At 68.8% G+C, this 23,683-nt stretch carries 23 protein-coding genes; 11 read left to right on the forward strand and 12 right to left on the reverse strand.

The genetic code is table 11. The features are described 5' to 3' along the window. Window positions 1–45: 45 nt before the first annotated feature. The 9 genes from FHW73_RS10805 (at window position 46) to FHW73_RS10845 (ending at window position 9,069) form a co-directional block, all read left to right on the forward strand. A complete protein-coding gene (locus tag FHW73_RS10805) occupies window positions 46–267 on the forward strand; it encodes a hemin uptake protein HemP (RefSeq protein WP_183426720.1) in 222 nt (73 codons plus the stop codon). A gap of 134 nt (window positions 268–401) precedes the next feature. Further along, window positions 402–2,669: a TonB-dependent hemoglobin/transferrin/lactoferrin family receptor gene (locus tag FHW73_RS10810; protein WP_183426721.1), complete on the forward strand. Its 2,268-nt coding sequence runs from the start codon at window positions 402–404 to the stop codon at window positions 2,667–2,669. Window positions 2,670–2,671: 2 nt separating this feature from the next. Further along, a complete protein-coding gene (locus FHW73_RS10815) occupies window positions 2,672–3,340 on the forward strand; it encodes a Hemin transport protein (RefSeq protein WP_183426722.1) in 669 nt (222 codons plus the stop codon). After that, window positions 3,337–4,284, forward strand: coding sequence for a DUF6607 family protein (locus FHW73_RS10820; RefSeq protein ID WP_183426723.1), 948 nt, complete (start codon window positions 3,337–3,339; stop codon window positions 4,282–4,284). The genes FHW73_RS10815 and FHW73_RS10820 overlap by 4 nt, the downstream gene beginning before the upstream one ends. 147 nt (window positions 4,285–4,431) lie before the next feature. Then, on the forward strand, window positions 4,432–5,394 hold the full coding sequence (locus tag FHW73_RS10825) for an SPFH domain-containing protein (RefSeq protein ID WP_183426724.1): 963 nt from the start codon (window positions 4,432–4,434) through the stop codon (window positions 5,392–5,394). A gap of 10 nt (window positions 5,395–5,404) precedes the next feature. Beyond that, window positions 5,405–5,836, forward strand: coding sequence for an NfeD family protein (locus tag FHW73_RS10830; RefSeq protein WP_183426812.1), 432 nt, complete (start codon window positions 5,405–5,407; stop codon window positions 5,834–5,836). Between the two features lie 81 nt (window positions 5,837–5,917). Beyond that, window positions 5,918–7,015: a glycine cleavage system aminomethyltransferase GcvT gene (gene gcvT, locus FHW73_RS10835; RefSeq protein WP_183426725.1), complete on the forward strand. Its 1,098-nt coding sequence runs from the start codon at window positions 5,918–5,920 to the stop codon at window positions 7,013–7,015. Window positions 7,016–7,083: 68 nt separating this feature from the next. After that, the gene (gcvH, locus tag FHW73_RS10840; RefSeq protein WP_183426726.1) at window positions 7,084–7,479 is read left to right on the forward strand and encodes a glycine cleavage system protein GcvH; all 396 of its coding nucleotides are present in this window, start codon (window positions 7,084–7,086) and stop codon (window positions 7,477–7,479) included. A gap of 1,050 nt (window positions 7,480–8,529) precedes the next feature. Beyond that, complete coding sequence (locus FHW73_RS10845; protein WP_183426727.1) at window positions 8,530–9,069, forward strand: hypothetical protein; 540 nt, start codon at window positions 8,530–8,532, stop codon at window positions 9,067–9,069. Between the two features lie 77 nt (window positions 9,070–9,146). Here the strand turns inward: FHW73_RS10845 and murU are convergent, their stop codons facing one another. The 3 genes from murU to FHW73_RS10860 all read right to left on the reverse strand — a co-directional run bounded on the left by murU (window position 9,147) and on the right by FHW73_RS10860 (window position 12,646). Continuing rightward, window positions 9,147–9,851: an N-acetylmuramate alpha-1-phosphate uridylyltransferase MurU gene (gene murU, locus FHW73_RS10850; RefSeq protein WP_183426728.1), complete on the reverse strand. Its 705-nt coding sequence runs from the start codon at window positions 9,849–9,851 to the stop codon at window positions 9,147–9,149. Window positions 9,852–9,986: 135 nt separating this feature from the next. Further along, window positions 9,987–11,006, reverse strand: a complete 1,020-nt coding sequence (locus FHW73_RS10855) for a sulfate ABC transporter substrate-binding protein (RefSeq protein WP_183426729.1) — start codon at window positions 11,004–11,006, stop codon at window positions 9,987–9,989. Window positions 11,007–11,125: 119 nt separating this feature from the next. Beyond that, on the reverse strand, window positions 11,126–12,646 hold the full coding sequence (locus tag FHW73_RS10860; protein WP_183426730.1) for a M20 family metallopeptidase: 1,521 nt from the start codon (window positions 12,644–12,646) through the stop codon (window positions 11,126–11,128). Window positions 12,647–12,855: 209 nt separating this feature from the next. Between FHW73_RS10860 and FHW73_RS10865 the strand changes: the two genes are divergently transcribed. Beyond that, window positions 12,856–13,209 carry a ComEA family DNA-binding protein gene (locus FHW73_RS10865; RefSeq protein ID WP_183426731.1) on the forward strand — a complete coding sequence of 118 codons (354 nt, stop codon included), beginning with the start codon at window positions 12,856–12,858 and terminating at the stop codon, window positions 13,207–13,209. A gap of 285 nt (window positions 13,210–13,494) precedes the next feature. Then, window positions 13,495–14,178: a HutD family protein gene (locus tag FHW73_RS10870; protein WP_183426732.1), complete on the forward strand. Its 684-nt coding sequence runs from the start codon at window positions 13,495–13,497 to the stop codon at window positions 14,176–14,178. On the opposite strand, the gene FHW73_RS10875 is transcribed toward FHW73_RS10870, so the two are convergent. The 9 genes from FHW73_RS10875 to FHW73_RS10915 form a co-directional block, all read right to left on the reverse strand. Further along, window positions 14,168–16,612, reverse strand: coding sequence for a TonB-dependent receptor (locus FHW73_RS10875; RefSeq protein ID WP_183426733.1), 2,445 nt, complete (start codon window positions 16,610–16,612; stop codon window positions 14,168–14,170). The two genes, FHW73_RS10870 and FHW73_RS10875, sit on opposite strands and share 11 nt — an antisense overlap. A 136-nt stretch (window positions 16,613–16,748) precedes the next feature. Then, window positions 16,749–17,150, reverse strand: a complete 402-nt coding sequence (locus FHW73_RS10880) for a hypothetical protein (RefSeq protein ID WP_183426734.1) — start codon at window positions 17,148–17,150, stop codon at window positions 16,749–16,751. Window positions 17,151–17,310: 160 nt separating this feature from the next. Beyond that, window positions 17,311–17,646, reverse strand: a complete 336-nt coding sequence (locus FHW73_RS10885) for a non-heme iron oxygenase ferredoxin subunit (protein ID WP_183426735.1) — start codon at window positions 17,644–17,646, stop codon at window positions 17,311–17,313. Next, complete coding sequence (locus FHW73_RS10890) at window positions 17,643–18,200, reverse strand: GNAT family N-acetyltransferase (RefSeq protein ID WP_183426736.1); 558 nt, start codon at window positions 18,198–18,200, stop codon at window positions 17,643–17,645. The genes FHW73_RS10885 and FHW73_RS10890 overlap by 4 nt, the downstream gene beginning before the upstream one ends. An 88-nt stretch (window positions 18,201–18,288) precedes the next feature. After that, a complete protein-coding gene (locus FHW73_RS10895; protein ID WP_183426737.1) occupies window positions 18,289–19,569 on the reverse strand; it encodes a cysteine desulfurase in 1,281 nt (426 codons plus the stop codon). Beyond that, a complete protein-coding gene (sufD, locus tag FHW73_RS10900) occupies window positions 19,566–20,798 on the reverse strand; it encodes a Fe-S cluster assembly protein SufD (protein WP_183426738.1) in 1,233 nt (410 codons plus the stop codon). Before sufD ends, FHW73_RS10895 begins: the two co-directional genes overlap by 4 nt. Beyond that, complete coding sequence (sufC, locus tag FHW73_RS10905) at window positions 20,798–21,562, reverse strand: Fe-S cluster assembly ATPase SufC (protein ID WP_183426813.1); 765 nt, start codon at window positions 21,560–21,562, stop codon at window positions 20,798–20,800. The genes sufD and sufC overlap by 1 nt, the downstream gene beginning before the upstream one ends. Window positions 21,563–21,669: 107 nt before the next feature. Continuing rightward, window positions 21,670–23,133, reverse strand: a complete 1,464-nt coding sequence (gene sufB / locus FHW73_RS10910) for a Fe-S cluster assembly protein SufB (RefSeq protein WP_183426739.1) — start codon at window positions 23,131–23,133, stop codon at window positions 21,670–21,672. A 19-nt stretch (window positions 23,134–23,152) separates the two neighbouring features. Continuing rightward, window positions 23,153–23,623, reverse strand: coding sequence for an SUF system Fe-S cluster assembly regulator (locus FHW73_RS10915; RefSeq protein WP_183426740.1), 471 nt, complete (start codon window positions 23,621–23,623; stop codon window positions 23,153–23,155). Window positions 23,624–23,683 lie beyond the last annotated feature (60 nt).

The raw sequence follows: 23,683 nt of genomic DNA on the forward strand, positions 1-23,683 counted from the left end.
AATGAGAATCACTAGCATTGGAGGCCCGATCCCGAGGAACCGACCATGCTTGCGCCCCAGCTCCGCGATTCCGTTCCCGCCCGCGATTCGGCCGATGGCCACAACGTGCATCGCCTGGCCCGTGCCCACGATGCCCGTGCCCCCGAGCCGATCGAGCTCGACAGCGCGCAGCTGCTGCGCGGCCAGCGTGAACTGCAGATCCGTCACGGCAACGAGATCTACCGCCTGCGCCACACCCGCAATGACAAGTTGATCCTGACCAAGTAAGCCCGCCGTCGACCGGTGCCGCCGTCCCCCAGCGGCGGTCCCCGTCCATCCAACCATCTCTCCGGTCGCCCGCCCGCGCGTTCCTCTCCCCGCGCCCGCCAGCCAGCCGTCGCCCTCCAAGCACGAGTCTGCGCATGCGCCTTCACCCGCTTTCTGTGTCCCTGGCCCTGGGCCTGGCTCCGTTCGCCGCACTGGCCGCCCCCGACAGCGCCATCGACGCCGCCGCGCCGGCTGCGGCCGAGTTCGACCGGATCGTCGTCACCGCCACCCGCACCGAGCGCGCGATCGTCGACGTGCCCAATACCGTCGACGTGATCGATCGCGCGCGCATGGACATCTTGCTGGTGCGCGACATCGCCGACCTGTTCCGCTACGAGCCCGGCGTGACGGTCGGCCACAACATCGGTCGCTTCGGGCTGTCGGACATCCGCATCCGCGGTCTGGGCGGCAACCGCGTGCGCATCCAGACCGACGGCATCGCGGTCTCCGATGCGTTCGCCATCGGCAGTTTCTCCAACGCCAACCGCAACTTCGTCGATCCCGACACGCTCAAGCGGGTCGAGGTCGTGCGTGGACCGACGAGCTCGCTCTATGGCTCGGACGCGCTCGGCGGCGTGGTCTCGTTCGTCACCAAGGACCCGGCCGATTACTTGGCCGACGGGCGCGATGCGTACTTCGGCTTCAAGCTCGGCGCGACCACCGCTGACGAAGGCCTGTTCGCCAATGCCACCGCCGCGTTCGGCGGCGCGCGCTGGTCCGGCCTGGTGGCGGTCGGCCATCGCCAGGGCAAGGAGACCGAGACCATGGGCGAGGTGGGCGGCGAGGGCAGCGCCCGCACGCAGGCCAACCCGCAATCGGCCAACGGCCGCAGCGTGCTGGCCAAGGCGGTGTTCGCCCCTGATGCCCGGCAACGCTTCCGGCTGACGGTCGAGGGCAACGAGGACGACGTCGAGACCGACGTGCTGAGTGCGCATGGTGATGTCGTGATGATGCCCGGTGTGCCGGCATCGGCGCGGGTGCAGTCGCAGGTTGGCAAGGATCACCAGAGCCGTGCGCGGGTGTCGTTCGGGCATGAGATCGTCGGCCTGGACAACGCCTTCGCCGATGCGATCGACTGGCAGGTCTATCGCCAGGACAGCGAGACACTTCAGCGGACCGAGGAACGTCGGTCTTCGCTGGTCGGTGGGGCACCGGTCAATCCGGTGTTGCGCGAGCGCGCCTTCGATTTCGACCAGCGCGAGTACGGCCTGCAGGCGAACTTCCGCAAGTCTCTGGGACAGCGCGTCGTCCACGACCTGAGCTGGGGGCTCGACGTGTCGAAATCCGAGACGCGTCAGAAGCGAGATGGGCGGGCGACCAATCTCACGACCGGCACGGTGACCAACGTCATCAGTCCGGACGTCTTCCCGGTCCGCGATTTCCCGATCAGCGACACCACCAAGGCTGCGCTCTACGTGCAGGACGAGATCGCGTTCGCCGACGGCGCCTTCCGCCTGGTGCCCGCGGTCCGGGTCGACCACTACCGGCTCGAGCCCGAGGTCGACACAATCTTCCGCGAGGACAACCCGACCACGCAGGTCGCCGACATCCGCAAGACCCGGGTGTCGCCCAAGCTCGGCGCAGTCTGGCATTTCGCCGAGGCCTGGTCGCTGTTCGGCGGCTATGCCGCCGGCTTCCGCGCGCCGCCGTACAACGACGTCAACATCGGCTTCACCAACTTCGCCTTCGGCTACACCGCGATCCCCAATCCGGACCTGCGCCCGGAGACCAGCGACGGCCTGGAATTGGGTCTGCGCTTCGCCGGCCGATCGGCCTATGCCAGCCTGACCGGGTACTACAACACGTACGACGATTTCATCGAGTCCACGCGGTTCGTCGGCATCGATCCGGCCAGCGGCCTGATGGTCTACCAGTCGCAGAATGTCGACGACGCGCGCATCTGGGGCGTGGAGTTCAAGGGCGGACTGGACCTCGATGCAGTGGCGCCAGCGCTCGCGGGCTGGTCGCTGCGCGGCGCGGCGGCCTGGTCGCGCGGCGAGGATCGCACCACGGGCGATCCGCTGGCCAGTGTCGACCCGCTGACCGCCGCGCTGGGCCTGGCTTTCGAGGGCGACAGCTGGGGCGCTGAACTGGCCGCGCGCTTCGCCGGCCGTCGCGACCGCCTGCCGCCGGCCAGCACGTCCGGCGGTTACCGGGAGACGCCAGGCCACGCGGTGCTCGACCTCTACGCCCATTGGACGTTCGCGCCCGGCACCACGGTCAACCTGGGCGTGCTCAACCTCGCCGACCGCAAGTACTGGCCGGCAGGCAACGTCCCGCTGGTCGCCGCCACCTCGACCACCTTCGACCGTTACACCGCACCAGGGCGCAGCCTGGCGGTCAGTTTCGCGGTCGATTTCTGATCATGGCGCGCGCGGCGGCGATCGTGCCTGCGGCGTCGACGGACGATGTCGTCGCGACGTCGCCGCCGACGCCGGCGCAACTGGCGACCCTGGGCGCGGTGTTGTGCCTGCACCGGCCCGGGGCGGCGAGCGAGCTCGGCGGTTGGTCGCGGGCGCGCCGCGTCGAGGCCCATCGCGCGCTCGATGGTGACGGCATGCGCGAGCACCTGTTGTTCTTCGATGCCCAAGACGCCTGCTGCTGGCAACTGCATCTGCTGCCCGACAGCGATTTCCTGGCATGGGAGGCGCTTGTCGAGCGCTACCCGCTCGCCCGCAGTGCACCGGCCGGCCTGGCCGAGCGCCTGTGGCACGGCTTGGCGCAGCGGCTGTGGATCGGGGGGTGGCAGGCAAGCGTCCTGCGCTTCCATGCGATGACGCCTGCCTGCACGACGATCGACGGCGCCGCGATGCTGGTCGCCAGTCTGGCAGCGATCTCGCCGTTGGGCGCCGACTGCGCGCGGCAGATTGTCCGCGCCTACGGCATCGCCCCGGGCCCGGCATTCTCCGAAGGTGCCGCCCACCGAGCCCCATTGTCGGCCCCCGATCCTGCCGAGTCCGCCAGGCGATGCCGCCTCGCCGCGTCCTCGCCCACGTACGCCCGTTTCCCACCTGTTTTCGGAGAACCTGCATGAATCCGCAAGCCGCCGCCCTGGCGTTCGTCCTGCTGCTGGCCCCGGCCTTCGCAGTGTCCGCCACCGCAACGCCAGCCCACGACCCCGCCGCCGACCGTGCCGCCATTCTCGCGATGCAGGGCGAGTACACCGTGCGCTTCTCGTTCGAGGAGACCGCTGTGCTGGCGCCGGGCTACGAGCGTGTCGCCGCCAAGGACAGCGGCGGCGACGAGGTCGTGATCGTGGTCGAGGACGCCCCCGACCGCATCGTGCTCCAGCACCTGCTGCTCGACGTCAAGAGCGGACACGTGGTCAAGCACTGGCGCCAGGACTGGCACTACGAGGCGCCGACGCGCTGGGAGTTCACCGCCGACCAGACCTGGCAGCAGCGCGAGGTGCCGGCCGAGCTCGTCCGCGGTGGCTGGACGCAGTGCGTCTACGAAGTCAGCGATGCGCCGCGCTACTGCGGCAGCGGGCGCTGGGTGCACGCCGGCGGCATCTCGACCTGGACCTCGGACGCGGATTGGCGCCCGCTGCCGCGCCGCGAGTACACCAAGCGCAGCGACTACAACGCGCTGGAGGCGATCAACCGTCACACGATCGTGCCCGGCGGCTGGACCCACGAGCAGGACAACACCAAGACCGTGCGCGACGCGCAGGGCCGGCCGACCGCACAGCTGGTGCGCGAGTTCGGCTTCAACGACTACGTCAAGACCACGGCGATCGACTTCTCGCCCGCCTACGCCTACTGGGACGCCACCCAGGCGTACTGGGCCCGCGTGCGCGAGCGCTGGGAGCGGCGCCTGGCCGCGCCCGAGGGGGTGCAGCTGAAGACGAAGATCGACGGCATGGCGTTGATCGTGCCGCTGTTCGAACAGGCGCAGACCGTGCAGGACGGCGGCACGGTGACCGATGCCCAGATCGATGCGGTGTTCGAGGCCTGGGTGACGACCGCCACGCCGTAACGGGCGCTGCGCGGCACGCTTGCACCCGGCTTGCGGCAGGGATGCCGCAAGCCACTGCCGGCCGCGATGGATCGCGACCGCGCGTCACGACGGCCCGCCCTATACTCGGTCCAGCGCGGATGTCCGCGGATCGAATAGGGGAAACGCATGGGAACGGGATTGTTTCTGGCGGTGGTGCTCGCGCTCGCTGGCGTCATCGTGTTGTTCAAGACGGTGCGCATGGTGCCGCAGGGCTACGAGTGGACCGTCGAGCGCTTCGGCAAGTACACCCATTCGATGGCACCGGGTCTGCACTTCCTGATCCCGATCGTCTACGGGGTCGGCCGCAAGATCAACATGATGGAGCAGGTGCTCGACGTGCCCAGCCAGGACGTCATCACCAAGGACAACGCGGTCGTGCGCGTGGACGGTGTGGTGTTCTTCCAGGTGCTCGACGCGGCCAAGGCGGCCTACGAGGTCTCGAACCTGGAGATCGCGACGATCGCGCTGGTGCAGACCAACATCCGCACGGTGATCGGCTCGATGGACCTCGACGAGTCGCTGAGCAACCGTGAGACGATCAACGCCCAGCTGCTCAACGTCGTCGACCACGCCACCAACCCTTGGGGCATCAAGGTCACCCGCATCGAGATCCGCGACATCCAGCCGCCGCGCGACCTGGTCGACTCGATGGCGCGCCAGATGAAGGCCGAGCGCGAACGCCGCGCCGTCATCCTCGAGGCCGAAGGCCATCGGCAGTCGGAGATCCTGCGCGCCGAGGGCGACAAGCAGGCCGCCATCCTGCAGGCCGAGGGCCAGAAGGAAGCCGCGTTCCGCGAGGCCGAGGCGCGCGAGCGTCTGGCCGAGGCGGAGGCACGGGCGACCGAAATGGTGTCCAACGCGATCGCCAACGGTGACGTGCAGGCGATCAATTACTTCGTCGCGCAGAAGTACGTCGAAGCGTTCGAGAAGCTGGCGACGGCGCCGAACCAGAAGTTCGTGCTGATGCCGATGGAGACCAGCGGCATCATCGGCTCGATTGCCGGCATCGGCGAGTTGGCCAAGGAGGCATTGGGCCAGAATCAGAAAGCACCGGCGCGTGCGCCGGCACCGCAGCGCGGCGGGCTCTGACATGGACTGGCTGCGCGCGGACGTCGTCGGCTGGGCTGCGGTCGCGCTGCTGCTGATGGCGGCCGAGACCCTGGTGCCCGGCGCGTTCCTGCTGTGGATGGGATTCGCCGCCGCGGCGGTGTTCGTCGTCGCGCTGCTGGTGCCGGGCCTCGCATTGCTGCCGCAGGTCGCGCTGTTCGTCGTGCTCAGCTTCGTGTCGGTGCTGGTGTACCGCACTTGGTTCCGCAAGCGTGAGCGTCCGAGCGACCACCCCACGCTCAACCGGCGCGCGTCCCAGCACGTCGGTCGCGTCGTGCCACTCGATCAGGCGATCGTGGCCGGGCGCGGGCGGGTCAAGATCGGCGATGCCTTCTGGGTCGTCGAGGGGGCCGACCTGCCGGCCGGCACCCCGGTGCGCATCGTCGGTACCGACGGGGTGAATCTGCACGTCGAAGTCGCCTGATCTCGTTGTTCCAGGAGGCGGCCGGTGACGCCGCCGACCTGCGATAATGCCGCCTTTCCGCAGGCGAGCCGGCAGTCCAACATGACCCAGAAGACCATCCTCAACGCATCGCACCGCGCCCTGGGCGCGCGCATGGTCGACTTCGGCGGCTGGGACATGCCGCTCAACTACGGCTCCCAGATCGAGGAGCACCACCATGTGCGGCGCGATGCCGGCATGTTCGACGTCAGCCACATGACCGTGGTCGACCTGCGCGGTGCGCAGACCCGCGCATTCCTGCGCCAGCTCGTCGCCAACTCGGTCGACAAGCTCAAGAGCCCGGGCAAGGCGCTCTACACCTGCATGCTCACGCCCGAAGGCGGGATCATCGACGACCTGATCGTCTACTTCATGGCCGATGACTGGTTCCGCCTGGTCGTCAATGCCGCCACCCGCGACAAGGACCTGGCGTGGATCCAGGCGCAGGCCGCCGGGTTCGAGGTGGAGGTCAGCGAGCGTCCGGAGCTGGCGATGATCGCCGTGCAGGGACCGCAGGCGCGGGCCAAGGTTGCCGGGCTGCTCGGGCAGGTCGACGCGCTGGTGCTCGACAAGCTCGGCCGCTTCGCCGCCGCTGAACTCGAGGCCACGCCGTTCGGCGACCTGTTCGTCGCGCGCACTGGCTACACCGGCGAGGACGGCTTCGAGATCGTCGTCCATGAGCGCCATGCCGTCGCGCTGTGGGAGGCGCTGCACGCCGCCGGCGTCGTGCCGGCTGGCCTGGGCGCGCGCGACACCCTGCGCCTGGAAGCCGGGCTCGCGCTCTACGGCCAGGACATGGACGAGACGGTCTCGCCCTACGAGGCTGCGCTCGGCTGGACGGTTGCGCTCGACGAAGGCCGCGCATTCAACGGCCGCGCGCTGCTCGAACAGCACAGCACGGCCGCGCCGCGGCAGATGATCGGCCTGGTCATGGACGACAAGGGCGTGCTGCGCCACGGCCAGACGGTGACCACCGCCCAGGGGCAGGGCGAGATCCTGTCGGGGACGTTCTCGCCGACGATCGGCAAGGCGATCGCGTTCGCCCGCGTGCCGGCCGGCGAGCCGGGCGAGGTGACCGTCGACATCCGCGGCCGCCAGGTGCCCGTGCGCGTGGTCGCATTCCCGTTCGTGCGCAACGGCCGGGTCGTCGACGGCATCTGATCCACCGCAAGACCCTTGGCTTACACTAGCGCCACTTTCCCGCAGTCACGTTTTCACCGGAGCCGACAATGAGCGAAATCCCTGGCGACCTGAAGTTTCTGAAGTCACACGAATGGGTCCGTGTCGAAGGCGACGGCAAGGTCACCGTCGGCATCTCGGACCATGCCCAGGGCCTGCTCGGCGACCTGGTGTACGTCGAACTGCCCGCCGTCGGCGACACCGTCGAGGCCGGCAACGGCGTCGCCGTGGTCGAGTCGGTCAAGGCGGCCTCGGACGTGTATGCCCCTGTGTCGGGCAAGATCGCGGCGGTCAACGCCTCGCTCGCCGACAAGCCCGAGACCATCAACGAAGACGCCTTCGGCGAAGGCTGGCTGTTCGTCATCGAGCTCGACGATCCCGACCAGCTCGCCGATCTGCTCTCGCCCGACGACTACGCCGAACTGCTGGAGGAGGAGGCCGACTAAGGCCGCCTCGCGATCCGTGTTCACCAAAGCGCGCCCCAAGGGGCGCGTTTTTTTTGGTTGTTTCCCTGCATCATCCGGCAAGCAGGCGGTGCGAGATAGGCCGCTGTCAGGTCTCGTTCCCAGTGGTTCCGGTACGCGCCCACGTTCGGCCAGATGCGCATGTGCGAATGGCGACTCACGCACCGCGGCTTGTGCTCCGGCATCGGGGCAGATGCGCAAAGTCCGACTTCGACGGTCGACCCTCTGTCCTCTGTCCTCTGTCCTCTGTCCTCTGTCCTCTGTCCTTTGTCGTCGGTCGTCGGTCGTTGGTTGGTCTCTCATCGTCGGTCGTCGTGGCGATGCCGGTCGAGGTGTCTTGTGCGAGGTGTCGCGGGGCGAATGCGTCGCGCACTTTTCGCGCAAACCGATGTTGCGGCGACGCATCGGCCGGTCCGTGTCTACATCGCGTTCACCGGCCGGTTGGCGCGGTGATGAATGTTTCACCACACCGCACCGCGTCGCTTGCGCGTGCTCGGTGGACATCGCAATGCCGGACGACTGTCGTGCAAAGTGCTTGTTTCAAGCACTTTCGTCGCTTTGCATGCGACGGCCGATCGCGCACGCCGCGGGTCACGTCAGCAAGCGATCCGTCTCGTGCGCATCACCGCCGCGACGGAGGTCGGAGATCGGGCGCGACAAAAGCATGTCCGCCTGTTGACAGTGGAAAAAACCGTGATTAGGTTTCGCGGCAACACACGCCCGCTATCAAACGAGTGAGTCGAGCCCCGACAACAACGCGCTGCACAACTCGGACCTCCGCCAGGAACATCACAAGGTGGATGCGGGCAGCATCTCCGCCGCAATTCCCCGACATCGAATCCGGCACCCCGTCGCGTGCGACGCGGGTGCCTTCGCATCACCGGGATGCTGTCGCTCATGCGACGACCTTCCGACCGAATCCGTCCCGATGCGCAGGGCGCGTCGACGGGTGCACGCGGGTCCGACTCCCGCGCGCCGTTTTGAGTACTGGGCAGCTGTACATGCAAGTCCACTGACGAGGAGAGCCATCCCATGGCCACGAAGAAAGCTGCAAAGAAGACCACCGCCAAGAAGGCGGCCAAGAAGACCGTCCGCAAGTCCGCTGCCAAGAAGGCCGTGAGCAAGGCCAGCAAGGCGACGAAGAAGGTCGCCAAGGCCGCGAAGAAGGCGACCAAGAAGGTTGCGAAGAAGGCCACCAAGAAGACCGCCAAGAAGGCTACGACCAAGAAGTCGGCCACCAAGAAGGCGACCAAGAAGTCGGCTGCGAAGAAGGCCACCAAGAAGGCGACCAAGAAGTCCGCTGCCAAGAAGGCCACCAAGAAGACCGCCAAGAAGTCGGCCACGCGCAAGAGCGCCACCAAGAAGACCGCCACCCGCAAGGCCGCGACGAAGAAGGCTGCGACCAAGAAGACTGCGGCGAAGAAGGCGACCAAGAAGACCGCCAAGAAGGCGGCTGCTCGCAAGACCACGAAGACGGCGGCCAAGAAGGCGCCTGCCAAGCGTGCACCTGCCAAGCGTGCCAAGAAGAGCGCGCCGGTCGTCATCCCGACCATGCCGACGCCGCTGATCTGACCGACGGCCTGTTGGGCCGTCACCGCAAAACTCTTCCTCCGCATGCCCAGGCGGAGGAGGAGTTTTTTTTTGCGAGATCAGCGCGCTTGGATGAGGGCGGCGTCGAGCGTGGCGAGCCGTTCGGGCGTGCCGACGTCGGTCCAGGCGCCGCGGTGGTGCTCGCCCGAGACCGCGCCCCGCGCCATTGCCGCGCGCAGCAGCGGCGCCAGGCGGAACCGTGGCGGCGTGGCATCGGCCCCCGGCGCGTCGCCGATGATGTCGCGCCATCCCCGCAGCAACGCCGGGCGGTAGATCCCGATGCCGGCGAAGGTCAGCCGGTCCGGCCCCGACGCGTGCACGCGGTCGCCTTCGAGCACGAAGTCGCCTTCGCTGTGGTGCGCCGGGTTGTCGACCAAGACCAGGTGCGCGTCGCCGGCCGGCTCGCGCGGCAGCGATGCGAGATCGTGGTCGCTCCAGATGTCGCCATTGATCGCCAGGAACGGTGCCTCGCCCAGCAACGGTAACGCCTGCAGCATGCCGCCCCCGGTTTCCAGCGGCGGGGTGCCCTCGTGCGAATAGTGCAGTTGCAGGCCCCAGCGTTCGCCATCGCCCAGGACGGGCGCGAAGCAGTCGGCCAGCCACGAGACGTTGATGACGACCTCGCGCACGCCTGCGGTGGCAAGATGCTCCAGGTGCCAGACGATCAGCGGCTTGCCGCCCACGACCAACAGCGGCTTGGGGGTGTGGTCGGTCAGCGGCCGCATGCGTTCGCCGAGGCCGGCAGCGAAGATCAGTGCCTTCATCGGGCGGCGCTCGTATCGGGCGTGCGCATCCGTGCTGCGGGAGTGGGGAAGGAGGGAAGCAAGGTGGCGGCCTGCTCGCGCGATGGGGCCGTCAGCTTACCGGGGCGCCGCGATGTGGGCTCGATCACCGGATGCTCAGCGTGCGGGGCCGACCACGTGGTCGAACAGCCCGCCGGCGGCGAAGTGCATCCGCTGGGCGTGTTGCCAGCCACCGAATGCCGCATCGACCGTCACCATCGGCACGGCGCGGAAGCGCGCACGCTGCGAGGCCGGCACCTGGCTCGGGTCGGAAGGCCGGTAGTGGTGTTGCGCGGCGAGCCGTTGCCCGGTCGGCGAGTACAGGTACCGCAGGTAGGCGTCTGCGCACGCGCGGGTGTCGTGCGCATTGACATTGCGGTCGATCAGCGCGACTTGCGGCTCGGCCCGGATGCTCAGGCTCGGATAGACGATCTCCAGCGCCTGGCTGGTGTGCGGATCGGCGAGCAGGCGCAGCGCCTCGCTCTCCCAGGCCAGCAGCACGTCGCCGTGACCGCCCTCGACGAACGATCGGGTCGCCGCGCGCGCGCCGGCGTCGGCAACGACGACATGGGCGAACAGACGCCGCATCCAGTCCAGCACCTGGGTGCCGTCGCGATACGTGCGCGAGGCCCAGGCCCACGCGGCGAGATAGTTCCAGCGCCCGCCGCCGGAGGTGCGCGGGTCGGGCGTGACCACGCCCACGCCGGGCCGTACCAGATCGCTCCAGTCGTGGATCCGTTGCGGGTTGCCCTTGCGCACGAGCAGGACGACGGTCGAGGTGTAGGGCACGCTGTCATGGGGCAGGCGCGTGCGCCAGTCCGGATCCAGCAGGCCGGCCCCGGCGAGGGCATCGATGTCCGCAGCCAGTGCCAGGGTCGCCACGTCTGCGGACAGCCCGTCGACGATCGCCCGCACCTGCTCACCCGAACCGCCATGGTGCATGCGCACGTCGACGGTCTCGCCGGTGCGCTGGCGCCAGTACGAGGCGAACGCACGGTTGTAGTCGACGTAGAACTCGCGGGTCGGATCGAACGACGCGTTGCGCAGGGTCGTGTCCTGCGCGGCAGCATCGCGACAGGCGAGGCCCGCGGCCAGCGCCAGGACGAGCACGGCGATCGACGGCAGACGACAGCTCATGATGCGCGCAATCGAAGGGGTGGGCGCCCGACCTTAGCGCGGTGCGGGGCGCCGCGACAGTGCGCGCGACGGGACGGTGCCGCAGCACCGTCCCGTGTCGGGATCAGCAGTCGCCGCGATCAGCAGCAGCCGTGGTCGCCGTGACGCTGGCCGCTGTCGGCAGCGACTGCCGATCCCGAGGTCTCGCCGCGCTGGCTGGCGTGGTGATGCTCGGCAATCACCCGGGCCACGCAGGCAGTGACCCGCTTGCCCATCTCGATGTGCAGGAACTCGTTCGGCCCGTGGGCGTTGGAGTGCGGACCGAGCACGCCGGTGATCATGAACTGCGCACCGGGGAACTTCTCGCCCAGCATGCCCATGAACGGGATCGAGCCGCCTTCGCCCATGTACATCGCCGGCTTGCCGAAGAACGCCTGGCTGGCCGCCTCGATCGCCTCCGACAGCCACGGCGACATCGCCGGCGCATTCCAGCCGGTCGCGGCCTTCTCCAGCGCCAACGTGACCGTCGCGCCGTTGGGCGGATCCTGGGTCAGCGCCTGCTGCAGCAGCTCACCGGCCTGTTTGCCGTCGACCGTGGGCGGCAGGCGCAGCGAGAGCTTGACCGCGGTGTGCGGGCGCAGCACGTTGCCGGCCGACTGCAGCGACGGCAGCCCGTCGACGCCGGTCACCGACAGCGCCGGACGCCAGGTGCGGTTGAGCACGAGCTCGGCGAGGTCCTCGGTGACCTTGCCGTCGGCACCGACCGGGAACATCGGACGCAGCGCGCCGGTCAGCGGGAACTTGTCGTAGATCGCAGTATCGAGCACCTCGGCAGCGCGGCGCGCCTGCTCCAGCCGCTCGGCCGGGATGTCGGCATGCAGCCCCTCGGGTAGGATCCGGCCGGTCTTCTCGTCCTCGATGCGCGACAGCAGTTGACGCAGCAGGCGGAAGCTCGAGGGCACCACGCCCGACGCGTCGCCCGAGTGCACGCCCTCGTCGAGCACCTTGACCGTCAGGTTGCCGCCGGCCAGGCCGCGCAGTGACGTGGTGCACCACAGCTGGTCGTAGTTGCCGCAGCCCGAGTCCAGGCAGACGACCAGCGATGGCTTGCCGATGCGGTCGGCGAGGTGGTCGACGTAGGCGGGCAGATCGTAGCTGCCCGATTCCTCGCAGGCCTCGATCAGCACCACGCAGCGCGCGTGCGGCAGGCCCTGCTCGTGCAGCGCCAGGATCGCGGTCAGCGAGCCGTAGATTGCATAGCCGTCGTCCGCGCCACCGCGGCCGTAGAGCTTGCCGTCGCGCAGCACCGGCTGCCAGGGACCGAGGTCATCGTCCCAGCCGGTCATCTCCGGCTGCTTGTCCAGATGCCCGTACAGCAGCACGCAATCGTCATTGCTGCCGCCGTTGGCGGCCGGGATCTCGATGAAGATCAGCGGCGTGCGGCCTTCCAGACGCACCACCTCCAGTTGCATGCCGGGGATCGCCTGGGCGCCAGCCCAACCGGCCATCAGCTCGACGGCGCGCTCCATGTGGCCGTTGGCCACCCAATCGGCGTCGAACATCGGCGATTTGTTCGGGATACGGATGTATTCGACAAGCTGCGGGACGATCTCGTCGTCCCATTTGGCGCCGACGAAACGGTCGGTGCGGCGGGTATCCATGGCGCGAGCTCCACTTGCGGCGTAAGCAGCCATTCTACCGCGCGGGCGTTGTAGGACTTTTCCTACACGAAATTGGGGAGTCGGCCTGCTTCGCGACGGCGGACAGGCGGATAGGCTGTGTCCATGGCGTTGGGGAGACTGGCAACACCGACAGGGATGACAGATCGCCAGTCGGGAAAGGAATCCACCCAATCGCCAAGGAGTTCGCCATGAAGCCGTTCAAAGCCCTCATCGCCGCTCTCGTCCTCTCGCTGTTGATGGCCGGTTCGGCCTTCGGCGCAGACGGGGTCGAGAAGGTCAACGTCAACACCGCCGATGCCACGACCCTCGCCCGGGTGCTGCACAACATCGGGCCGTCCAAGGCCGAGGCGATCGTGGCCTACCGGGACGAGAACGGGCCGTTCCGCAGCGCCGAGCAACTGGCCATGGTCAAGGGCATCGGTCTGCGTACGGTTGAGAACAACCGGGACCGGATCGAGCTGGGGTCGCCGATGGCGCGCCAGCAGCAGACCGCCCAGCGCGCGTCGGGGACGCCGGCCAAGGGCGCGGCGCAGCAGCGCTGAGCCACCCATCGCCCGCACCGGGGCAAGGAGCGTCGGTGCAGGTCGAGGAGCGGGATGCTCCACAGGATCCGGCAAGGACGCCGTTACATGGATGTAGCCGTCGCCCGCCCCGCATTGGATGCGTGGCGGGCGACCTCTTTTGGGGCCCGGCCGATTGCACGGGCCCCATCTCGGAGCCACCATCCGGCAGCTGGCGCGCCACGGCCCCGCTTATCGGCTGGGGTGTGCTCGATCCGGGGTCTTCTTGATCGGGGCGTGTTCTCGATCAGGCCTTAGACTCTGACGATGCCCGACCCTGCAACCGTCCGCATCATTCCTGCCGCCACCGCGCGTTCGGTGCGCTGGCGCAATGGCCAGGGCTGGACGCGCGAATTGTTCTGCGCGCCTGCACCCGCGGCCGCGCTTTCGGTCGACGCCGCCGCGGCCCCTTGGCCCTGGCGGATCTCGATCGCGCGGATCGACCGCGATGCGCCGTTCTCGGCGTTCCCCGGTGTCGACCGCGAACTGATGCTGCTGCGCGGCGGCCGGCTGGATCTGCAGGTCGCGGACCGCCGCATCGCGCTGGCGTCGCGGTATGCCCGGCATCGCTTCGCCGGCGAACGCGACGTGGCCGCCTGCGTGCCGGCAGGCGGCGTCGAGGTGTTCAACCTGATGTGGCGGCGCGACCTGCACCGGGCCCGGCTTTGGCACCTGCCGCTGGCCGGCGCCCTGGCGTGGCGCGCCGACCCGGCGACGACCTGGATCGTCCATCTGCTGGCCGGGCACGCGCGATGCGGCAGCGGCGCGGCGCAGGCGGCGCTGGTGGCGGGCGATACCGCCGTGTTGAGCGATGCGTCTGCATCCGGCCGGGTGTCGATCGAGGGCGAGGGCGCCTTGCTCGCGGTCTGCCTGCGCGACCGGCTGGACGCAGGCCCGGACGACGCGTGCGCGCCTGCCGGGCCGGACCCGAGGCCAGGGATCAGAAGCTGACGTTCACGCTCAGCCAGATGCTGCGCGCCTTGTCCTTGTTGTTGTAGTCGTCCTGGGCCGACAGCGTGTAGCTGCCGCTGTCCTCGACGAAGCTGTACTGATAGGACGTGAAGTCGCGATCGAGCAGGTTGTTGATTCGACCGTTGATGGTGACCGTCTCGTTGACGCGGTACGAGGCGCCGAGGTGGAGCACCTCGTAGTCCTTCCAGTACAACTCCTGCTCGAGCACCGTGTCGAAGCCGCGGTAGCGCTTGGAGCGGGCCTCGGCGGTCAGGAACACCGTGAAGGCCTCGGTCGCGCGCCAGTCCAGCGTGGCGTTGGCCATATGTCGGGCGCTGTTGCCCAAGGGCCGGCCGGCGTTGCTGCCGCTCTTCTGCTCGCTGTCGGTGAAGGTGTAGTTGGCGCGGAAGCCGAAGGCATCGCTGATCCGCCAGCGGCCGGCGAGTTCGGCGCCCTGGACCACGACCTCGTCGATGTTGACCGTCTTGGTCGAGTTCGAATAGCCCAGATCGGCATAGTCACCGGTGCCGCTGCAGGCGATCGTCAGCGTCGGGCCGCAGTTCTCCGACCCGATCTTGTCGTCGAACTTGTTGTGGAAGATCGTCGCGTTGAAGCTGTGGCCGTCGGGGTGCTGCCAGTAGGCCGCCAGTTCGGTGCTGGTGCTGGTTTCGGGCTGCAGGTCGGGATTGCCGAACATCGGCGAGACGCCCTGGGCGCCGAAGCCGGTGATGCCGTCATAGAGCTGGGTGGTCTTGGGCGTCTTGAAGCCGGTGCTCACGCCGCCCTTGACCGTCCACTGCTCGCTCAGCGTCCACACGCCATACAGACGCGGGCTGACGTGATTGCCGAACACCTTGTGATCGTCGTAGCGCAGGCCGGCGGTGACCGACACCGGCTCGGCGATGGTCCAGGTGTCCTCGGCGAACAGCGAATACATGTCGTGCTTCTGCTTGGCGCCGGCAACGCCGCGCTCCATGCCGAACACGCCATCGATCAGCTCGCCGCGGATGACCTGGGCGCCGACCACGGCGACGTGCGCGCCATTCCAGTCGAAGGGCAGGTCCAGCTTGGCGTCGAGCGTGTACTGGTTGCTCTCGAGCGTGCGATCGGGGCGCGGCAGGTAGGCCAGCAACTGCGCGTACTGGTCCGGCGCGAGATGGGCCTCCATGACCGCGAGCTTCTGCGCCTCCGACAGGTTGTTCCAGGCGGTCGCGCTGTAGCCGGTGCCGCCAGCCGAGTTGGGGCAGTAGCCGGCGGCATTGACCGTCCCGCCCAGGTTGCCGCAGGCCGCGTTCCATAGCGACTGCAGGCTTTGGCGCTCGGCCACGGTGTAGGGCAGGGTGCGGCCCTCGTTGCGGGTCTCGACATAGCCCAGCGACACCAGGCTGTTGCCGAACGACCAGCGTCCCTCGTGCGCGATCGACCAGGTGTCGCGGGTGAATTCCTGGCTGGGCCGATAGCCGGCGCGCGGTTCGATGCGGCCGTTGTTGCCGATGCGCAGCATCGCGCCGTAGTCGTCGACGGTGCCGACCGGATATTCCTCGACCCCGTTGTCGTTGAGTCGGGTGCTGTTGTCGTACTCCTGGCGCGAGGCATCGATGTCGAGGGTCACGGTCTGCGCGTCGGTCGGTGTCCAGCTCAAGGTGATGCCGGCCGCCTTGTTGGTGTTGTCCACGGTCTTGCCGCCGCCGCCGAAGCCCAGCGCGCGGGTGTGGACCTCGCCATTGGGGTCGGTGACCGGCGCGTACACAGGATTGGAGGCCTCGCGGTCGTACCAGCTGGCGCGCGCGCTCAGGTTGAGCTTGCCCGGCACCAGCGGCCCGGTGACGAAGAGGTCGGCGGTGGTGTCGTCGCCGAACTGGTCGTCGGTCTCGAACGTGCGGCCCAGCGTGACCGAGCCGGCCCAGCTGTCGAGCTCGCGCTTGGTGATGATGTTGATCACCCCGCCCATCGCGTCGGCGCCATAGAGCGTGGACATCGGGCCGCGGATCACTTCGATGCGCTCGATCGCATCCAGCGGCGGAATGTGATTGAACTGGTTGCCGACGAAGTTGTTGGGATAGATGTCGCCGTGGTTGTTCTGGCGCCGACCGTTGATCAGGATCAGCGTGTAGTCCGCGCCCATGCCGCGCATCGAGATCGTGCCCTGGCCGGTCTTGTCGCGCGTCTCGCCGATGTCGATGCCTTCGATATCGCGCACCGCGTCGAGCAGGGTCATGTAGGGGCGATGGGTCAGGTCTTCCTGCGTGATCACGCTGATGCTGGCCGGGGCGTCGGTGATCTTCTGCTCGAAGCCGGCGGCGGTGACAACGATGGTGTCGAAGTTGCGGGCGTCGTCCTGGGGCAGGGCGGTGTCGGCCAGCGCGGGTGCGGACAGCAGGGCGAGCAGGCTCGCGGCCAGCGCACGGCGGCGCGGGGCGGTCGAACGGATCATGGAAGGTCCTTGTCGAAAGATCGGAAAACGGCCGCACACGCGGCGTGGCGCGCCACCGGACGGCGGCGTCGCAAGACGGAGGCACAACAGACGGCGAGGGGAGCAGCGCGGTCCGGGATCGCCGGCGCGCGTTGCGTCAGGCGCGCGGAGGCGCCTGTCCCGGCGGCAGCGTCAGATCTGGACGCAGCGCATGCGGCGCGTCGACCGCGTCGGGGAAAGACGGCTGCCCGAGCGCCTGCGTGGCGTCGGCGGGCGGCAGCAGCAGCGTCGAGGCCATCGCGGGGCGCGGCGGCAGGCCGGGCGCGGCATCGCGCGGCGCGACACGAGCCGACAGCGGCAGTGGGCGACGGAACTTGGCCTCAGGCGGCGCGTCCTGCGTGGCCGGAAGATCGGGCAGCGCGACCGCATCACCGGGGCCGGCGACCGCCGGCAGGCTGCGGGGTGCGACGCCGAGGACGACAGCCAGCGCCAGTAAGGCCGCCAGGGCCAGACTGGCCCAGACCGATATCGTCCACTGCGATGGAGGCCGCGTCGTCACGAACCGGGCACGCTCGAGCAAGAAAGCTGACGAGCGATTATATGAGAATGATTTTCATAAACAAGTCTTAACGCAATTCATTCGCATATGTGACATGCAGCGGGCGCGCACCAGCCGGAGGCCTCCATCGCAGTGCGTCAGCGCGGCGATCGCTGGACGGTCAATCCCGGTCGTCGCGCGTCCAGACCCCGCCGTGCTCGATCTTGGTCGGGAACTTCGCGACCGGTTCGTAGGCCGGCGCGCACAGGGCGCGACCGTCGCGCACATCGAACTTCGCGCCGTGCAGCACGCATTCGATCGTCGCTTCGCCCGGATCGAAGTCGCCGCCACCCGACAGCGCGAAGTCCTCGTGGCTGCACTGGTCCTCCAGCGCGTACAGGTCGCCGTCGAGGTTGAACACCACGATCGGCACCCCAGTCACCTCGTCGAAGGTGGTGCGCATCTCGCCGGGCAGCAGCTCGGCGGTTGCGCAGACGAAGGTCCAGGTCTCGCTCATCGTGCGGCTCCGAAAGAGGTGGCCGCGAACATCTTTTCCAGCACTTCGAAGCGCAGATCGGCGCGCAACGGGATGCCGAACCGGACGTCGCCATAGGGAAATGGCTTGTGGCGTCCGGTGCGGCGATAGCCGCGGCGCTCGTACCATGCGATCAGCGCCTCGCGCACATCGATGACGGTCATGCGCATGCCGGGCAGGCGCCAGTCGTCGCGGACGATGCGCTCGCATTCGGCCAGCACCGCGTCCCCGGTGCCCCGGCCCTGCAACTGCGGGGCGACGGCGAACATGCCGAAGTAGCCGTGGCCGTCCTCGATCGCGACATGCGCACAGGCCAGCGGTGCACCGTCCATGCCGTCGACCACGACCACGCGGCTGTCGGGACGCACGATGTCGGCGCGCAGCACGTCCGGATCGATCCGGGCGCCGTCGAGGAGGTCGGCTTCGGTGGTCCAGCCCACACGGCTGGTGTCGCCGCGATAGGCGGACGTCACCAGTGCGACCAGCGCGGGCACGTCGTCGACAGTGGCAAGGCGGAAGGTGGGAAAAGCGGGCATCGTGGCGAGGCTGGCGGACGGGAAGATCACCATTATGGCCGGCGGCGCGCGCGGCGCCGACCGGGACGCCGCGACGCGCCGCGGCACGTCAGCCCAGCAGTCGGCGGACCTTGCGCAGCGCGGCGACGAAGGCGTCGATCTCGTCGTGGGTGTTGTAGAACGCCGGCGAGGCGCGGCAGGTGGCCGCGACCCCGTAGAACTGCAGCAGCGGATGCGCGCAGTGCTGGCCCGAGCGCACGGCCACGCCCTCCAGGTCGAGCAGCGTCGCCAGGTCGTGCGCATGCGCGCCTTCGACCAGAAACGACACCACCGCGGCCTTGTCCGGCGCTGCGCCGAGAATGCGCAGGCCTTCGATCGTGCCCAGCGCTTCGGTCAGGTGCGCGAGCAGCGCCGCTTCGCGCTGCTCGATGTGGTCCATGCCGAGGCGTTCGAGGTAGTCGACCGCCGCGCCCAGGCCGGCGAAGCCGGCGATGTTCGGGGTGCCGGCTTCGAAGCGCTGCGGCGGGTCGTTGTAGACCGTGCCGCCGAAGGCGACCTCCTTGATCATCTCGCCGCCGCCCAGGAACGGCGGCATCGCCTCGAGATGCTCGCGGCGGGCCCACAGCGCGCCGGTGCCGGTCGGCCCGCACATCTTGTGGCCGGTGAAGGCGTAGAAGTCGCAGCCGATCGCGGCGATGTCGACCCGGCGGTGCGGCACCGCCTGGGAGCCGTCGACGACCGTCACGATGCCGTGCCGGCGCGCCTCGCGGCAGATTTCGCGTACCGGGTTGACGGTGCCCAGCACGTTGGAGACGTGGGTGACCGCGAGCAGCTTCACGTCCGCGGTCATCGCGCGGCGCAGCGCCTCGAGATCGAGTGTGCCGTCCTCGAGGATCTCCGCCACTCGCACCGTCGCACCGGTGCGCTCGGCGACGATCTGCCAGGGCACGATGTTGGCGTGGTGCTCCATGCGCGAGACCAGGATCGTGTCGCCGGCCTTCAGCCGCGGCAGCGCCCACGAGTAGGCCACCAGGTTGATCGCGAACGTGGTGCCGCTGCACAGCACCAGTTCGTCGGCGCGCACATTGAGGAACCGCGCCAGCTTGCGCCGCGTGCCTTCGTAGGCCTCGGTCGCCTCGGTGCCGAGCTGGTGCACGGCCCGGCTGACATTGGCGTTGTGGCGGCGGTAGTGGCCGTCGACCGCCTCGATCACGCAGGCGGGCTTCTGGCCGGTGTTGGCGTTGTCGAAGTAGATCAGCGGCTTGCCGTGAACCTCGCGCAGCAGCAGCGGGAAGTCGACGCGCACCGACGCCCAGTCGATCTCGCCGTGGCCGTCGGCCGGCACGCTGGGGCCGTCGAACGGTGGATCGAGCGGCGGCAGGGCGCTCATGCGCGCACGAGCGCGGCGAGCGCGTCGTCCAGGGCGGTTTCGGCCAGCGTGCGCAGCGTCTCGTCGGCGATCGCGGCCAGCGGTTCGCGCACGAAGGCGGCGGTGAGCAGGCGCTGCGCATCGCCGGCGGGCAGGCCGCGCGAGCGCAGGTAGAACAGCGCGCCGGGATCGAGCTGGCCGACCGTGGCGCCGTGCGCGGCCTGGACCTCGTCGGCATGGATCACCAGCACCGGCTGGGTATCGATCTCGGCGGTCGCCGACAGCAGCAGATTCTTGTTCGACAGCCGCGCATCGGTGCCGTCGGCGCCGGCGTCGATGGTGATGCCGCCGTGGAAGACCACCCGGCCGCGGCCATCGCCGATCCCGCGCCACAGCAGCTGGCAGGCGGTGTCGCGGGCGATGTGGCGGATGCCCAGGCGCGTATCCAGGTGGCCGCGGCCGCCGGCCAGCAGCACGCCGTTGGCGGTCAGGCGCGCATCCGCACCGACCAGGCGCACGTCGAGCTCGTGGCGCGACAGGGCCGCGCCGGCCTCGACATCGACACGGTCGTAGATGGCGCCGGCCTGCAGCTCGGCGTCGGTGCGCAGGAACGCGGTCGCGCCGGCGTCGCGGCGCTGCAGCCGCAGATGGCGCAGGTGCGCGCGATCGGCCAGGCGCAGCGAGCACACGCTGTTGTCGAGATGGCGATGGGTGCCCGCATCGAGATGGTGCTCGACCACGGTCAGCCGCGCGTCGGCGCCGAGCGCGATGTGGTGGCGCAGGTGCCAGGCCTGGTCGGTATCGGCCGGTGCGCCGACGAACACCAGGTGCAACGGGGTGGCGACCTCGGTCGCGGCGTTGACGGTGATCACGACCCCGTCGGTAGCGAGCGCGGCGTTGAGCCGGGCGAACACCGCATCGGGCCGGTCCTCGATCGCCGGCAGCGCAGCGGCCTCGGTGAAGCCGATCGACAAGCCGGCGATGCCGGTGCCCGGATCCGACAGTGCGGGGGCGGGGCGGCCGTTGACGAACACCAGGCGCGGGGCCGGGATGCCGGCGAGCAGCGCCGGGTCGATCGCGGCATCGCCGGGCGCGGCGAAAACGCGGCGCTCGAGCGCGCGCAGCGAGGTGTACTTCCACGACTCGCTGCGCGGGCCGGGCAGGCCCGCCGCCAGCGCAGCGTCGAGTGCAGGGCGGCGCGCGGCGTCGCCGTCGAAGCCTGCGGCGAGGGATTCGAGCAGGGGGCTCATCACGCCGCCGCCTCGGGGGCAACGCGGTCCTTGACCCACGCATAGCCCTTTTCCTCGAGCTGCAGCGCGAGCTCCGGACCGCCGCTCTGCACGATGCGGCCGTCGGCCAGCACGTGCACCACGTCGGGTCGGATGTAGTCGAGCAGGCGCTGGTAGTGGGTGATCACGATGAACGCGCGGTCGGGCGAGCGCAGCGCGTTGACGCCGTCGGCCACGTTCTTGAGCGCGTCGATGTCCAGACCCGAATCGGTCTCATCGAGAATCGCCAGCTTCGGCTCGAGCACGGCCAACTGGAAGATCTCGTTGCGCTTCTTCTCGCCGCCCGAGAAGCCTTCGTTGACGCCGCGATGCAGCAGGCGGTCGTCGAGATGCAGCACCGCGAGCTTCTCGCGCACCAGGCGCAGGAACTGCATCGAGTCGAGCTCCTCCTGGCCGCGCGCCTTGCGCTGCGCGTTGAGTGCGCTGCGCAGGAAGTAGGTGTTGTTCACGCCCGGGATCTCGACCGGGTACTGGAACGCCAGGAACACGCCGGCGGCAGCGCGCTCTTCGGGCTCGAGCGCCAGCAGGTCCTGGCCTTCGAACGTGACCGTGCCGGCGGTGACGTCGTAGCCGTCGCGACCGGAGAGGATGTTGCCCAGCGTGGACTTGCCCGCGCCGTTGGGGCCCATGATGGCGTGCACCTGGCCCGGCTTCACGTCGAGCGAGAGGCCCTTGAGGATGTCGCGTTCGCCGATGCGGGCGTGGAGGTTGTCGATGTTGAGCATGGGATTGGGCATTGGGGATGGGGATTTTGGAAAAAGCGGGGCGAGAGGCTGGGGCAGGCTCGAGGCCCGAATCCTCCGGTCCGTCGCCCGGGAAGGGGCGTGTGGCGTCAGCCGACCGAGCCTTCCAGCGAGACTTCCAGCAGCTTCTTGGCCTCGACCGCGAATTCCATCGGCAGCTCGCGGAAGACCTGCTTGCAGAAGCCGTCGACGATCAGGCTGACCGCGTCTTCCTCGGAGATGCCGCGCGCGCGGCAGTAGAACAGCTGGTCGTCGCTGATCTTGGACGTCGTCGCCTCGTGCTCGACGGTCGCGCCGGGGTGGCGGACCTCGATGTACGGGAACGTATGCGCGCCGCAGTCCTTGCCGATCAGCAGCGAGTCGCACTGGGTGTAGTTGCGCGCCCCATCGGCGCCGCTGCCGACCTTGACCAGGCCGCGGTAGGTGTTCTGACCGCGGCCGGCACTGATGCCCTTGCTGACGATCTTGCTCTTGGTGCGCTTGCCGACGTGGATCATCTTGGTGCCGGTGTCGGCCTGCTGGCGATGATGGGTCAGCGCCACGGAGTGGAACTCGCCCGAGGAATCGTCGCCCAGCAGCACGCAGGACGGGTACTTCCAGGTGATCGCCGAGCCGGTCTCGACCTGGGTCCAGGTCACCTTGCTGCGTGCCCCGCGGCACTCGGCGCGCTTGGTCACGAAGTTGTAGATACCGCCTACGCCGTTCTCGTCGCCCGGATACCAGTTCTGCACCGTCGAGTACTTGATCTCCGCATCCTCGAGCGCGACCAGCTCCACCACCGCGGCGTGCAGCTGGTTCTCGTCGCGCATCGGCGCGGTGCAGCCTTCCAGATACGAGACGTAGGCCTTGTCCTCGCAGATGATCAGCGTGCGCTCGAACTGGCCGGTGTGGCCGGCGTTGATGCGGAAATAGGTGCTCAGTTCCATCGGGCAGCGCACGCCCTTGGGGATGAACACGAAGCTGCCGTCGGAGAACACCGCCGAATTGAGCGCGGCGAAGTAGTTGTCGCCGACCGGCACCACGCTGCCCAGGTACTGGCGCACCAGCTCGGGGTGTTCCTGGATGGCTTCGGACATCGAGCAGAAGATCACGCCCTTCTCGGCCAGCTCCTTGCGGAACGTGGTGCCGACCGAGACCGAGTCGAACACCGCATCGACCGCGACGCCGGCGAGCTTGGCGCGCTCGTGCAGCGGCACGCCGAGCTTGTCGTAGGTGTCGATCAGCTCCTTGGGCACCTCGTCGAGCGATTTGTACTTCGGCCCCTTGGGCGCGGAGTAGTAGCTGACCGCCTGCAGGTCGATCGGCGCGATCTGCAGCTTGGCCCAGTGCGGCACCGGCATCGTCAGCCAGTGGCGATAGGCGGCGACGCGCCAGTCGGTCATCCACGCAGGCTCGCCCTTCTTGTGCGACAGGGCGCGCACGACGTCCTCGTCCAGACCGGGCGGGAAGCTGTCGGATTCGATATCGGTGACGAAGCCGGCGTCGTAGCGACGGCCGAGCTGCGCGTGGATCTCCCGGTTGGTCTCGGGGGCTTCGATGATGTCGGTGGCCATGGGGGCGGCTGCCTACTGTCTATGGGTGCGCGAGGCGGGCGTCGATGCGCTTCGCCCCGGCAGGGGTGGGAAAGGAAGGGGCGCGCGGGGCGTCGTCGAGCATCTGCGCCAGCGTCACGCCGCGCAGGGCCTCGGCGACAACCTCGTTGATGCGGCGCCAGTTGCCCTGTACGCCGCACTGGTCGGAAATCCCGCACTGGCTGTCGTGCAGGCTGCATTCGGTCATCGCCAGCGGGCCTTCCATCGCCTCGACGATCTGCACCAGGTTGATCGCCGACGGCGCGCGTGCCAGGCGGTAGCCGCCGTTGGCGCCGCGGAAGCCCTCGACCAGCCCGGCCTGGGCCAGCGGCTTGAGCAGCTTGCTGACCGTCGGCGTCTCCAGACCTGCGCGCTCGGCGAGCTCGGTCGCGCTCATCACCGTGTCCGGCCGGGCGGCGAGCACGGTCAGAACGACGGTGGCGTAATCGGTGAGCTTGGTGACCCGGAGCATTGTGGGAAAAGCTGACTGCGGAATGCGGACCAAAATTGTACTTTTTTGGTCGTGCGATCA

Source organism: Luteimonas sp. RC10 (genome assembly GCF_014192745.1).
Classification (GTDB): Bacteria; Pseudomonadota; Gammaproteobacteria; order Xanthomonadales; family Xanthomonadaceae; genus Luteimonas.